This is a genomic window from Streptomyces sp. NPDC030021, from assembly GCF_055574035.1.
On the sequence record NZ_JBVIAH010000025.1, the window covers coordinates 69,403 to 84,223 of the forward strand.

At 73.6% G+C, this 14,821-nt stretch carries 4 protein-coding genes; 2 read left to right on the plus strand and 2 right to left on the minus strand.

Features of this window, described 5'->3' with window-relative positions:
- Positions 1-28: 28 nt before the first annotated feature.
- Both ACZ4YL_RS35295 and ACZ4YL_RS35300 read left to right on the plus strand, forming a co-directional pair.
- A complete protein-coding gene (locus ACZ4YL_RS35295) occupies positions 29-11,020 on the plus strand; it encodes an amino acid adenylation domain-containing protein (RefSeq protein WP_468121998.1) in 10,992 nt (3,663 codons plus the stop codon).
- A complete protein-coding gene (locus ACZ4YL_RS35300; RefSeq protein ID WP_468121999.1) occupies positions 11,007-12,707 on the plus strand; it encodes an ABC transporter transmembrane domain-containing protein in 1,701 nt (566 codons plus the stop codon). Before ACZ4YL_RS35295 ends, ACZ4YL_RS35300 begins: the two co-directional genes overlap by 14 nt.
- 79 nt (positions 12,708-12,786) lie before the next feature.
- On the opposite strand, the gene ACZ4YL_RS35305 is transcribed toward ACZ4YL_RS35300, so the two are convergent.
- Together ACZ4YL_RS35305 and ACZ4YL_RS35310 are read right to left on the minus strand one after the other, a co-directional pair.
- Entirely contained in the window at positions 12,787-13,872 is a 1,086-nt protein-coding gene (locus ACZ4YL_RS35305; protein WP_468122000.1) for an alpha/beta hydrolase-fold protein, read from the minus strand.
- Positions 13,873-13,912: 40 nt separating this feature from the next.
- Complete coding sequence (locus ACZ4YL_RS35310) at positions 13,913-14,818, minus strand: STM4011 family radical SAM protein (RefSeq protein WP_468122001.1); 906 nt, start codon at positions 14,816-14,818, stop codon at positions 13,913-13,915.
- Positions 14,819-14,821: the final 3 nt, after the last annotated feature.

Genomic DNA, 14,821 nt, shown 5'->3' on the forward strand with positions numbered 1-14,821 from the left:
TCGATCTGGAAAGGGCGTTGAGCCTTCGATGACGGAATCGACCGCTCCTCTCGTGCTGCTTTCTCCCACCCGCCTGGCCGACGTGCGCCGGCGATCCGGCGACTACAGCGACACGACCGTCGCCCGGGCGTGCGCCGTCGCACTGGCCTACTGGGCCACGGGCCAGAGCCCCGACGGCCTGGAACTCACCCCCGGCACCCTCTTCGCCGACGTCCTCGGCTGGGCGGACAACGGCGGTGCGGGAACGGCCGGCTGGGAGGTCGGGACGGACGGCCTCGACGGCCCGGACGGCCCGGCCGGCCGGAGCATCACCCTTCCGGAAGGCGTCGTGCCGGCCGACGCGCAGCTCGCCCTGGACGACCTGGCCGACTTCCCGGACCGGCCCCTCTCCACCATCGGCCCCTCCGGCGTCGCGCAGCGGCTCGCGACGCTGGCCGAGTGGAACGACACCGGGGCGGACCGGATCCGCCCGACCGTCGTCGAGATGTTCCGCGAGCAGGCACGCCTGCGGCCGGACGCCGTCGCCGTCGTCGACGAGCACCGCTCGCTGACCTACCGCCAGGCCGCCGAACTCTCCGGCCAGCTGGCCCACCACCTGATCGAACGCGGCCTCACCGCCGAACAGGTCGTCGCCATCTCCCTCGACCGCTCCGCCGCCATGGTGATCGGCCTGCTCGGCGTGCTCCAGGCGGGAGCCGCGTTCGTACCGCTCGATCCGCAGTGGCCCGCGGCGCGCCGCTCCGTCGTCATCGCCGACGCCCGCGTCGTCCTGCAGCTCAACCATTCCGGCGAACACGCCCCGGACGAACCGGAAGCCGTGCCCGTCGACCTCGGCGACTGGCGGTTCGGCTCCTACCCCGGCGAGGGGACCGGGGTCACCGTCCCCGGCGACGCCCTGGCCTATGTGATCTTCACCTCCGGTTCGACCGGCCGGCCCAAGGGCGCGATGATCCGCCACGAGGCCATCAGCGAGCGCCTGCTGTGGCAGGTCGAGGAGATCCTGGGCTTCGGCCACGACGACGCGTCGCTGTTCAAGGCGCCGCTGTCCTTCGACATCTCCATCAACGAGATCTTCCTGCCGCTGGTGTGCGGCGGCCGGCTGGTGGTCCTGCGCCCCGGCGGCGAACGCGACCCGCACCACCTGCTGCGCGTGATCGCCGAGCAGCGCGTCACCTTCACCTACCTCGTCTCGTCCATGCTGGACGTACTGCTGGAGATCGCGGGCGACTCCGGACGGCTGGACAGCCTGCGGCACGTGTGGTGCGGCGGCGAGGTGCTGACCCCGGAGCTGTACGAGCGCTTCCGCACCCGGCTCGGCATACCCATGTACCACGGCTACGGCCCGGCCGAGACGACGATCGGCGTCTCGCACGTCATCTACCGGGGCGCCGCGGAACGCCTGTCGACATCGATCGGCAAGGCCAACCCCAACACCCAGCTGTACGTCCTCGACGACGAACTGCGCCCGGTCCCGGTCGGGGTCGGCGGCGAGCTGTACGTCGGAGGGTTCCTGCTCGGGCGCGGCTACGCGGGCGCGCCCGGCCTGACGGCCTCCCGGTTCGTCGCGAACCCCTTCGCCACGGACGGATCCAGGCTGTACCGGACCGGTGACCTCGCCCGCTTCGCCCCCGACGGATCCCTGGACTTCCTCGGCCGCGCCGACAATCAGATCAAGATCCGCGGCATGCGCCTGGAGATCGAGGACGTCGAGGTAGGCCTCGCCGAGCACCCTGCGGTACGCCACACCTGCGTCGTCGCGAAGAAGAACACCGCCGGCGGCACCTACCTCGTGGGCTACGTGATCCCCGCCACCGGGAGCGAGGACCTGCGCGCCGACGAGGTCAAGGAGTGGGCCACCGGGCACATGGTCGAGTACATGGTGCCCGCCCACATCGTCGTGATGAAGGAGTTCCCGCTCACCGCCAACGGCAAGCTCGACCGGGGCGCGCTGCCGGAGCCCCAGGCCGGCGCGGGCGCGCTCGCCCCGCCCGTCACCGAGAACGAGCGCCTGGTGTGCGCGGCGGTCGCGGCGGTGCTGCGGCGTGACGCGGTCGGCGTCGACCAGGACTTCTTCCAGCTCGGCGGAGACAGCATCCTGGCGATCTCCCTGTTGAGCGCCCTGCGCGAGGCGGGCCTCCACGTCACGGCCCGCCAGATCTTCACCCACAGCGTCGTGGGCGCGCTGGCGGCGGTCGCGGACCGCGAAGCGGCCGCCGTGGACCACGGCGACGTCGCCACCGGCACGGTCGTGGGATCGCCGATCGTGCAGTGGCTCGGCGCGACCACGGACGCCGTCGACGGCTTCGTGCAGTCGGTGGTGCTGAACACCCCGGCGAACCTGACGGCCGACGCGCTCGACGCCGTCCTCACCGCCGTGGTCGCACGGCACGACATGCTGCGCGCCAAGCTGGTGCGGGGCGAGCGCTGGAGCTTCGAGATCCCGGAGGCGGACCGGGCCGTAGCGGGATGGCAGGAGAGCGACCGGCCGCTCGACGAGTGCGTCGCGCTCGCCACCGCGGGGCTGGACCCGGCCGACGGCGTGATGCTGCGCGCCGTCTGGCGCCGCGAGGCGCGCCAGCTGGTCCTGGTCGCCCACCACGTGGTGATCGACGGCGTGTCCTGGCGGATCCTGATGGAGGACCTCTCCACGGCATGGCGCTGGTACGTCTCGGGAGCGCCGATCGACCTGCCCCCGGTGGGCACGTCGTTCCGGCGCTGGACGCAGCTCCTGGCGCGCGCGGGGTTCGACGCCGACCTCGCCCACTTCCGGCGCGCCCTGCCCGGGACGGACGCCCCGCTGGGCCGGCGCGCGCTGTCCGCGGCCGACACCGTCGCCCGGGAACGCACGACGACCCTCTCGGCCGGCCCCGACGTCACGGCCGCGCTGCTGGGCGAGGTCCCCGCGAGGTTCCACGCAGGCGTCAACGACGTGCTGCTGACCGCACTCGCCGTCACCCTCGCCCGATGGCGCCGCGACCTCGGGCAGGACCAGACGTTCGCGCACATCGAACTGGAGGGCCACGGCCGCGAGGGACGCCACGTGGCGGACTCCGCCGGCTTCGAGCCGGAACTGTCACGGACCGTGGGCTGGTTCACCACCCTGTTCCCGGTGACCGTCGACCCCGGCGCGGCCACCGACCTCACGGCTCCCGCCTACCTGGTCGCCGCGCTCAAGGCGGTCAAGGAGGACCTCGCGCGGGTGCCGGGCAACGGCGTCTCCTACGGCGCCCTGCGCTACCTGGCCGACACCTCGTTCGACGCGCCCGCCCCCCAGGTGCTCTTCAACTACCTGGGCCGCTTCGACGCGGGATCCTCAGGCGACTGGGAACTCGCGCACACCACCGGTCAGCTGGGCGAGAAGCGCGACCCCGGGATGCGGCTTCCGCGCGCCCTGGAGTTCAACGCGATCGCCGAACCCGCCTCGGCCGGCGGCGCGTACGAACTGGTCACCACCCTCTCCTGGCCCGACGGGCTGCTCACCGACCAGGACATCGAGACCATCGGCGGCTACTTCCGCGAGGCCCTGGCCGGACTGGCCGCACTGGCCGCACTCGACCTGGCCGCCCTCGGCCTGGGTGGCCACTCGCCCGGCGACTTCGCCATGCCGGCGCTCACCCAGGCCGACGTCGACGAGCTGGACGGTCCGGCGCTGCGGGACGTCCTGCCGCTGACCCCGCTCCAGGAGGGCCTCTACTTCCACTCGGTCTTCGACGACGACTCCGCGGGCAGCTACGTCGAGCAGCAGCTCCTGACCCTGGACGGAGAGGTGGACGCCGACCGGCTCGCGGCGGCGGCCACCCGCCTGCTCACGCTCTTCCCCAACCTGGCCGCACGGTTCACGGCCCTCGCCGACGGCCGCGTGGTCTCCGTACTGGAGGGCGGGGTCCAGGCCCCGTTCACCACCCTGGACCGCCCCGGCACCACCGACGAGGAGATCCGCGAGCACGCCGAGCGGGACCGCCGCGCCGGGTTCGACCTGGCGAGCGGCCCGCTGATGCGGTACACGCTGATCCGCACCGGCCCCGCCCGCAGCGTCCTGGTGCAGACCGTGCACCACATCATCGCCGACGGCTGGTCGGTGCCCCCGATGCTCCGCGCGCTGCTGACCGAGTACCACGCGCCGGGGACCGTGCACCCGCTCGGCGGCTTCACCGACTACGTGCGCCGGCTCGCCGAACGCGACGAGGACGAGAGCGACCGGGTGTGGCGCGAACAGCTCGCCGGGCTCCCCGGCCCCTCGCTGGTCGCCGAGGGGCACACGCCGTCCGACCGGTTCGCCGACACCGCCACCTCGCCGGAGGGGGACATCGACGAGGCCGCCCGGTCCGCCGGCGTCCCGCTCAGCGTGGCCGTGCACAGCGCCTGGGCGGCGACGCTCGGCGGCCTCCTGCAGGGCAGGGACGTCGTCTTCGGCTCCACGGTGTCCGGGCGCGACGCCGACGTACCCGGCATCGGGGACATGGTGGGTCTGTTCATCAACACGATCCCCGTGCGCGCCCGGTGGGCCGCCACCACCACGGCGAGCGACCTGCTCGCCTCGGTTCGGGACCACCAGAGCGCGGTGCTGGCACACCAGTACGTCTCCCTGGCGCGCATCAGCCGCCTCAGCGGATCCGGCCCGCTCTTCGACACCCTGGTGGTGTTCGACGTGGCGACCGATGTGGCGGGCCTGCGCGGACCCGGGGACACGCTCGTCATCGGCGACATCGTGAACGAGGGCGCGCCGCACTACCCGTTGACCCTCGTGGTGGAGCGCGCGCTCGACGGCCGCCCCCGCTTCAACCTGATCCACGACGGCGCGCTGGTGCGGGAGCCGACCGCCCGGACGATCCTGCACACCTTCACCCGCACCCTCACCGGCCTGCTGACCCGGCCGGACGACCTCGTCGACGACCTGGCTCCCACCGGCGCCCGGCCCCCCGCACGGATCACCCCGACGACGCTGGGCGCACTCTTCGACGCCGCCGCGCGCCGCGATCCGGCCGCCACCGCCGTCACCCGGTGCGCCCTCGACGGCGGCAGCCGGTCACTGACCTACGGTGAACTGGCCGCCGCGAAGGACGAGCTGGCCCGGGCCCTGCGCGCCGCCGGTGTCCGGCCGGGCGAACGGGTCGCCGTCGCCGTCCCGCGCTCCCTCGAACAGGTCGTCGCCCTCGTCGCCGTCGTCACCGCGGGCGGTGCGTACGTACCGCTGGACCTCGCGCACCCGGACCGACGCCTGGAGTACATCCTCACCGACGCGGCTCCGCAGGTCGTGCTCGTGGACCCGGAGCACCGGGACCGCTTCACGCGGCTGCTGGCCCGGGCGGGCGTACCGGCCCGAGTGCTCGTACAGGGGGAGCGGCCGCCGCAGGGCGACCCGGTGGCCCGGGACGCCCAGGCCGCCCGGGATGCCGACGGGCCCGGGGCCGACTGGCACGATCCCGCGTACGTGATCTACACGTCCGGGTCGACCGGCAGGCCCAAGGGCGTCGTCGTCCCGCACTCCAGTGTGGTGACCCTGCTCGCGAACACCCGGCCCGCCATGGACTTCGGCCCGCACGACGTGTGGGTCCAGTTCCACTCGTACTCCTTCGACTTCGCGGTGTGGGAGCTGTGGGGCGCGCTGGCGCACGGCGCCGAGCTGCTCGTGCCGGAGTACGGACTGACCCGCTCACCCGTCGACTTCCACCGCCTGGTGCGCGAGCGCCGGGTGACCGTCCTCAACCAGACCCCGTCGGCCTTCTACCAGTTCATCGAGGCCGACCGGCACGCGGATGAGCCCGCCACCACCCTGCGCCGGATCATCTTCGGGGGCGAGGCACTGGATCCCGGGCGGCTGCGCGGCTGGGTCGAGCGGTACGGGACGGCCTCGCCCGAGCTGGTCAACATGTACGGCATCACCGAGACCACCGTGCACGTCACACACCGGGTCCTGACCGACGAGGACTTCCGCCCCGGCAACGACGTCAGCCCGATCGGCGGCCCGATCCCCGGACTGGTCACCTACCTGCTCGACGACCGGCTCCGGCCGGTCCCGCCGGGCCGGGTGGGCGCCATCTACGTCGCCGGCGACCAGGTCTCCCTCGGCTACCTGGGGCGCCCGTCCCTCACCGCGGGCCGGTTCGTTGCGGACCCGTTCGCGGCCGACGGCTCCCGGATGTACCACACGGGCGACCTCGCCCGCCGGACGCTCGCCGGCGAGCTGGAGTTCACCGGCCGCGCCGACGACCAGGTGCAGCTCAAGGGCTTCCGCATCGAGCTCGGTGAGGTGGAGTCCGCCATCCGGGAACTCGACGGTGTGGTCGACGTGGCCGTCACCGTGGCCGACAGCGCGGACCACCTGGTCGCGCACGTCGTGGGCCGGGTGCCTGGCGACCTCGCCGGCCTGCTGGCCTCGAAGCTGCCCGTCCACATGGTGCCCGGCCTGGTCCTGCCGGTCGACGCCCTGCCGCTGACGGTCAACGGCAAACTGGACCGCAAGGTCCTGACCGCCCGCGCCGCGTCGCACGACGCACCGGCTGCCGCGACCGGCTCCGCGCTCACCGCATTGGCCGGCATCTTCACCGAGACCCTGCCCGGCACCGCCGTCGACGGCGACAGCGACTTCTTCCGGGCCGGCGGCGACAGCATCCTCGCCATCACCGTCGTCAACCGGGCCAGGGCCCTGGGCCTCGCGATCGCCCCCCGGGACGTGTTCCTGCTCAGGACCCCGCGCGCGCTCGCCGAGCACCTGGCGACGAGCACCCCGCCCCCGGCGGCGCCCGGCGCATCCGCACCCGTACCCGCGCCCCGCGAGGACGGCCCGCTGACCCCGACCCCGATCATCCTGCGCCGGCGCGAACTCGGCGGATCCCTCGCCCGGTTCGCCCAGGCCCGGTTCCTGGTCGCGGCCGAGGGCACCGGCCACGCCGACGCCGAGCGCGCCGCGAACGCCGCCGTCGCCGCACACCCGGCCCTGCGGCTGCGGCTGCGCACCGAGCACGGGGTGTGGGCCCTGCGCACCGAACCCGCCCGCACGGTCACCGTCGTACGCAGCGAGGCGCCCGACGCGACGGCCGCGGCGGACGAAGCCGCCGGACGGCTCGACCCCGAGACCGGGGACGTCATCGCGTTCTCCTGGCTGGAGGCGACCCGGACCCTCGTGGTCACCGTGCACCACCTCGCCGTCGACGCCGTCTCCTGGCTGATCCTGCTGGACGACATCGCCACCGCCCTGCGCGGGAACCCGATGGCGCCGCCGACCACCTCCTACGCCGAGTACGCGCAGGCACTGGCCGACCGGTCGGCCCACGAGACCGACGACCTCGGGCACTGGATCACCACCCTCCAGGCACCCCCGCTGCTGCCCGTGGCCGAGCGGCCGCGCGAGGCCACCGTCGTCCTCCCGCCCGAGATCAGCGACCAGGTGACACGTACCGCGCCCGCCGCACTCGGCGTCGGCCTCACCGAGCTGCTGTGCGGCGCGCTGCGCACCGCGCTCACCCGCATCCAGCCCTCGCCCACCGATCTGGCGATCGAGCTGGAGCGGCACGGCCGGGTCCCGGCATCGGCACACCACGACTACACCCGTACGGTCGGCTGGTTCACCGCCATCGCCCCGGTACGCCTCACGGCGCACACCGACCCCGTCGCCGCGGCCCGCGAGGCCGCCGAACGCCAGCCGGACGAGCGCGCGCACATTGCGTACGGCGGGCTCCGGTACCTCAACCCGCAGACGGCCCCGCTGCTCGCCGCCCGCCCTCAGGTGCTGTTCAACTACCTCGGCCGGGGCGGCGAGTCGCAGGCCCTCCACCTCACCGGCGCCGACGAGGGCAGCCCGTACGCCGTCGAGGTCAACGCCTGGACCGACGCGGCCACCGGAAGCCTGCACGCGGTCTTCACCCTCGCCGAGGGCATACCCGACGAGATCGCCGAGCACTGGCTCGCCGCCCTGGAGCACATCGCGGTCGCCTCCGCGACCGCCGAGCGCACCGCGCCGGTCACCCCGCTCCAGCGCGGCCTGTTCTTCCAGGCGCAGCTGGCGGGCCCGGCCGGACACTACGTCGCGCAGAGCTGGTTCACCTTCGACCGGCGCCTGGACACCGACGCGCTGGCCGAGGCGATGGCCTGGGTGATCGCCCGGCACCCGGTCGTGGGCGCGGGCTTCACCACCGACGACGACGGCAGGGCCGTCCAGGTCCTGGGCGCGGGCCGGCGGGTCGGCGTCCGTACGGTCGGCCTCGCGACGGAGGCGGAGGTCGACGCCCTGCTCGCCCGCGACCGCGACACCGGATTCGACCCGGGGGAGCCGCCACTGATCCGCCTGACCGTGGTGCGGCTGCCCGGCGACCGCGACGGCCTGCTCCTCAGCTACCACCTGCTGCTGTGGGACGGCTGGTCCCGCAAGATCGTGCTGCGGGACCTGTTCGACGCCTACGAGGACGCCCTCGCGGGCACGCTGACGCCCGCGACCCCGGCGACCGCGAGCTTCGAGGACTACGCCCGGGCGCTCGACGCCAGGGACCCGGCCGTCTCGGAACGCTTCTGGGCGCAGCACCTGGCCGGTCTCCCCGGCCCCACGCTGCTGGCCGGACCGGCGCCGGCCCTGGTCGACGACCTGCCGCGGACACTCGTGCACACGCTCTCCGCCGAAGCGTCGCAGCTGCTGCGGGACGTCGCCCGGACGTACGGGGTCACCCTCAACTCGGTGCTGACCGGCGCGTTCGGGCTCCTGCTCGGCGCCCGCACCGGCCGCGCCGACGCCGTGTTCGGTGTGACCGTCTCCGGCCGCGAGGGCGAGGACCTCTCCGACGTCGTCGGTGTCCTGCTCAACACGGTGCCCATGTGGACCAGGGCCCGGCCGGACGACTCCGTCCGGGATTATCTGACGGCCGTACAGGCGGCCCGGGTCGAGGCGATGGAGCACGAGCACCTCGGACTCGGCGAGATCCAGCGGGCCGGCGGCCACGACACCCTGTTCGACAACCTGTTCGTGCTCCAGAACTTCCTGGACATGGACGCGTTCGCCGAGATGAACACCCGGCACGGCATCACCGCGGTCCGGGCCGACGACTCCACGCACTATCCGTTCACCTGGGTCGTCACCCCCGGCGACCGGCTCACGGTCAAGCTGGAGTACCGCGACCACGACACCGCGGCCGCCCGTAAGCTCCTCGACGACTACCTGGACCTGCTCGGGGACCTGGCCCGCTCCACCGGGCCCGTGGGCACGCTGCCGGGCGCGGGCCCCGAGCCGGTGCCCGCCGCGCGCACGGAGGTCGGCACGGACACCGTGGTCGACCGGTTCGACGTGGCGGCCGACCGCGATCCGCGGCGGGTCGCGCTCGTCGCCCACGGCCGGACCATGACCTTCGAGCGGCTCCGCGACCGCAGCCGGGAGCTGGCGGGCGTGCTTGCCGCACGCGGCATCGGACCCGGGACGACGGTGGCCCTCGCCGTCCCGCGCTCCCTCGACTCGATCGTCGCGCTCTTCGCCGTACTGCGCGTGGGCGCCGCGTACGTGCCGCTGGAGCTGGACCACCCGGACGAGCGGATCGCCGCCATCGTCGCGGACGCCCGCCCGGACGTGACCCTCACCGTGAGCGCCGTCTCGCCCCGGCTGACCGGCGACCTGATCGAACTGGACCGGCCCCTCCCCGAGGCCGACCCGTTCGTGACCTTCGCACCCGACGACCCGGACCGCCTGCGCCACCCCGCGTACACGATCTACACCTCCGGATCCACCGGCAGGCCGAAGGGCGTGGTGACCGAGTACGCCGGGCTCACCAACATGCTGATCAACCACCAGCGCCGGATCTTCGAGCCGGTGCTGGCGGACCACGGCCACCGGGTCTTCCGCATCGCCCACACCGTGTCCTTCGCCTTCGACATGTCGTGGGAGGAACTGCTCTGGCTCGCCGACGGCCACGAGGTGCACATCTGCGACGAGGAACTGCGGCGCGACGCCCCCCGCCTCGTCGAGTACTGCCTGGAGCACGGGATCGACGTCATCAACGTGACCCCGACCTACGCGCAGCAGCTGGTGGCCGAGGGACTGCTCGACCACCCCGAGAGGCGGCCCGCCCTGGTGCTGCTGGGCGGCGAGGCCGTCACCCCGGCCCTGTGGCAGCGGCTCGCCGACACCGAAGGCACGGCCGGCTACAACCTGTACGGCCCCACCGAATACACCATCAACACCCTGGGCGTCGGCACCTTCGAATGCCAGGACCCGGTGGTGGGCGTGGCCATCGACAACACGGACGTGTACGTCCTGGACCCGTGGCTGCGACCGCTGCCGGACGGAGTCCCCGGCGAGCTGTACGTGGCGGGCATCGGCATCGCGCGCGGCTACCTCGGGCAGCCCGCCCAGACCGCCGACCGGTTCGTCGCCTGCCCGTTCGGCGCACCCGGCGAACGCATGTACCGCACCGGGGACCTGGTGGCCCGGCGGCCCGACGGGAACCTGCTGTACCTGGGCCGCACCGACCAGCAGGTCAAGATCCGCGGACACCGCGTCGAACCGGGCGAGGTCGAGGCCGCGTTCGCCGCACACCCGGCGGTGCGGTTCGTCGCCGCGGTCGCCCAGCCCGACCCGCAGGTCGACGGCGCGTACCGGCTGGCCGCCTACCTCGTACTCGGCGGCCCGGGCGGCTCCGACCTGGCGGCGGTCGCCGCCGAGGTGGGGGCCGCGCTGCCGGACTTCCTGCGCCCGACGCACTACGCCCAGGTCGACCGCATCCCGCTGACCGTGAACGGGAAGGCGGACACCAAGGCGTTGCCGGAGGCCCGGCCACTGGGCACGCTGACCACGGCGGGGGAGCGCGGCCCGGAGACCGGGACCGAGACCGTCGTGTGCGAGTTCTTCGCCGAAGCACTCGACCTGGACGACGACGAGGTGAGCGCGTTGAGTGATTTCGTGTCCCTGGGAGGGCACTCCATGCTGGCGGTGCGGCTGATCGGCCTCCTCCGCCGGGAGTACGGTCCCGTGATCACGGTCCGCGATCTGTTCACCCTGCGAACCCCGGAAATGATTGCCCGCCACCTCGATGAAAACTCCTGACACGCAGCGGCCCCGACCGGGGTCCGACATCCTCAAGACCGCCCTGCGCCGCAACATCGGCGCCATGACCTGGGGCACCGTCCTCATGGGCCTCTACCAGGCCGGTGAGACCGCCTTCCCCATCGCGCTCGGCCTGATCGTCGAGCACACGATGCAGGACCGCAGCCCCGGCGCGCTCGCCCTGTCGATCGGTGCCCTGGCCGTGATCATCACGACCGTGTCGCTGTCGTGGCGGTTCGGCATGCGCATCCTGCAGAAGGCCAACACGACCGAGGCACACCGCTGGCGGGTGCGGGTCGCGGACTGCGGGCTGGAGCCGGTGGCCAGGGACGCCGGCCTCAAGTCCGGCGAGGTGCTGACCATCGCCACCGAGGACGCCGACCAGACGGCCGACATCATCGAGGTGGTGCCGCTGCTGATCAGCTCACTGGTCGCCGTGCTGGTCGCGGCGGTCGCGCTGGGACTGGCCGACCTCCGGCTCGGCCTGCTGGTGATCATGGGCACCGCCCTGATCCTCTCCGTCCTGAGCGTGATGTCCCGGCGGATCGGCTCCAGCACCCGCGAACAGCAGGCCCGGGTGGCCCGGGCGGGCGCGAAGGTGGCCGACCTGATCACCGGCCTGCGCCCGCTGCACGGCTTCGGCGGCAACCACGCGGCCTTCCGGTCCTACCGGAAGGTCAGCACGGAGGCCAAGCACCAGGCGATCACCGTGGCCGGGGTGAACGGCGCGTACGCGGGCACCGCCATGGCCCTGAACGCGGCGCTCGCCGCCGGCGTGACCCTGACGGCCGGCTGGCTCGCCTTCAACGGCCACATCACCGTCGGGGAGCTCGTCATGGCCGTGGGGCTCGCCCAGTTCATCATGGAACCGCTGAAGCTGTTCTCGGACATGCCCAAGTACGTGATGATGGCGCGCGCTTCGGCCGAGCGCATGGCGCTGGTGCTGGCCGCGCCCCCGGTGGCCACCCACGGGCCGGAGCGCCCGGCCGCCGGCGGTGGCCTGGAGGTCGACTGCGTCCGCTACGGGACCTTGCGCGCCCTGAAGTTCCAGGTGCCGGCCGGCGAGTTCGTAGCGATCGCCGTCTACCAGCCAGGTGCGGCGGCCGACCTCGCCGCGATCCTGGCCGTGAAGGTTCCGCCACACGCGTACGAAGGAGCGGTGCGGATCGGCGGGGAGGAGCTCGCCGCCCTGTCGATCGAGGCGGTCCGCGAGCACATGCTGGTGAACCCGTACGACGGGGAGATCTTCGCGGGCACCCTCCGCACGAACATCGACCCGTCGGGCACCAGCCGCACGGTCGACGCGGCCGTCGAGGCGTCCATGCTGACCGACGTCGTCGCCCTCCACCGCGAAGGACTCGATCACGGAGTCCGTGACCGCGGCGCGAACCTCTCCGGCGGACAGCGCCAACGGCTCTCCCTGGCCCGCGCCCTGGCCGCCGACGCCGACATCCTCGTCCTGCACGATCCGACCACGGCCGTCGACGCGGTCACCGAGCAGCTCATCGCACGCAACATCGCGAAGCTGCGCCGCGGCCGCACCACCGTCGTGATCACCAGCAGCCCGGCCCTCCTGGACGCCGCCGACCGCGTGCTCGTCCTGGACGACGGGGTCATCACGGCCGAGGACACCCACCGCAACCTCCTCGCCGGAGACGAGGAGTACTGCCTGGCGGTGGCCCGTTGACCCCCCGGGACGGCCCTCAGGGCGTGTCTCGCGGATCAGGCCGGGCTCGCGGGGTCCGGCCCGATCCAGGAGACACGCCCTAGCCGAGCGCCCAGGCCACGTCCCGGAGCAGGGCCTGGCGCCAGCCCGCGCGGTCGTGGCCCGACGCCGACCGCGAGGCCCGCACGGTCGCTCCGGCCTGCTCGGCCAGGGTCTCGACCAGCTCGCAATGGGGCAGCATCCGCGTCTCGTGTTCCCCCACGTCGAAGGCGATCCGCAGGCCGGACAGGTCGGGGCGCTCCCGCAGGCGTGCGGCGACGGAGCCGCCGAGCGGGCCGCCGAGCGGGTCCGCCGACTTCACGGCCTCGGGTGTCCACCACAGCGAGGCCGACTGGCAGGCGACCCGGGACACCAGATCCGGGAACTCCAGCGCCGCGTACACCGCGCTCAGCCCGCCCAGGCTCTGCCCGGCGACCACCAGCCGGTCCCCGTCCGCGGGTACGCCGGACTCCGCGACCAGCGGCAGCAGTTCGTCCCGGACCGCCTCCCACAGCTCCGGCCGGCACCCGAACTCGGCCTCCCGGTCCCTCGTCGGCAGGAATACGAGCGTGACGGGAGGCATCTCGCCACCGGCGACGGCGGAGTCGAAGGCGGTCATGGCCGGGTGCAGGTACAGCCAGTCGTCCCCGTCCAGCAGCAGCACCACGGGTCCGCCGCCGCCCGCCGGATGGACCCGTACGGTCCGCCGCCCGCCGAGCCGCTCGCTCGCCCAGCGGACCCGGGTCCGCGGCACGGGCAGCACGTCGTCGGCCCCGAAGGCGGACCAGTGCGGCTGGGCCGGAGCGTCCGGGGTGGCGGCGACGGACCGGTCCCCGCCCGCCCCGGCCGGGTTGAACGGGTCGGCGTACGCCGTGCCGTCCACGAGGAACCGGTACGTCACCCACAGCCGCGCGGGCATGCGGACCTCGGCGTACCAGCAGTCCGTCGCGCGCCAGCGGCGCAACGGCACGTCGTCCGACCAGCTCTCGAAGGCGAGGTCGGCCGCGGCGCCCCGCCACAGGAACAGGGTCGTCCAGCCACCGCCCTCGGCAGGCAGCGACCCGGGCCCCGCGGCCGCCGCCCAGAACTCCTCGGACCCCGGCTCGCCAGGCAGCCCGTATGCGGCGAAGACGGTCTCCAGGGGCATGAAGTCTCCAAGCGGCGACGAGAGTTAGGTGAGCCTAAGTTTATCGCGTTCCCGTGGGGCCGGGAGCCGGGGTCCGCCCGAGCAGGGGGATCAGGGGTGGGCCGGCCGCCGGGACGCGTTCCAGGACGCCGCCCGCGAAGACGTCGTAGAGCGGCAGCGTCTCCAGGTGGACGTAGCCGATGTGGCAGTCGCAGGTGGTCAGCGGGCACGGACGGGGGCCGAGCGCCGTCCGGTAGGAGCCGTCGTAGAGGTTGCCGAGCTCGGCGCGGACGAAGTGGCAGCGGCGGACCGTGCCGTCGCCGTCCACCGAGATCACCGACTCGCCGGTGCGGCACGGCAGTCCGGCCGAGCGGTGCGGGTGCCGGCTGTACGGGAACAGCGGGTCGAGGGCGGTCCACAGGCCGGCCTCGGCGTCGGTGTAGCCGTGGCCGTCGGCCGCGTTCACCCACAGGTAGACGTGGGCGGGCAGGGCGGCGCGCAGCCTGCGGGCGTGTTCCAGGTTCTCGGGGAGGCCGACGATGCCGACGCTGTGGCGGATGCCCCGGTCGGCGAGGTCACGCAGCTTGGCCAGGAAGCGGTCGTACGGGGTCTGCCCCGGGTGGTAGGTGCACCAGAGGGCGAGCGTGGCCGGGTCGGCCTCCGCGAGCCAGTCCGTGCGGCAGCTGAGGTTGGTCTGGATGGCGACGCGGCCGACGTGCGGCTGGTGCGAGAGGTCGACGAGGGCGCGGCGGTACCAGGAGCGGACGAGCCCCTCGCCCCACGGGGTGAACAGCAGGGAGAGCCGGTCCTCCCCGGTACGGGAGCGTGCCCAGCCGGTGAACCGTTCGAGGGCGGCCCGGTCGGCGCGCAGCTGGGCCGTGGTGTCGCGCCGCTTGGCGAAGGGGCAGTACGGGCAGTCATAGTCGCAGGAGGCCAGCGGGCCGCGGTAGAGCAGGGTGAGGTCCACGGC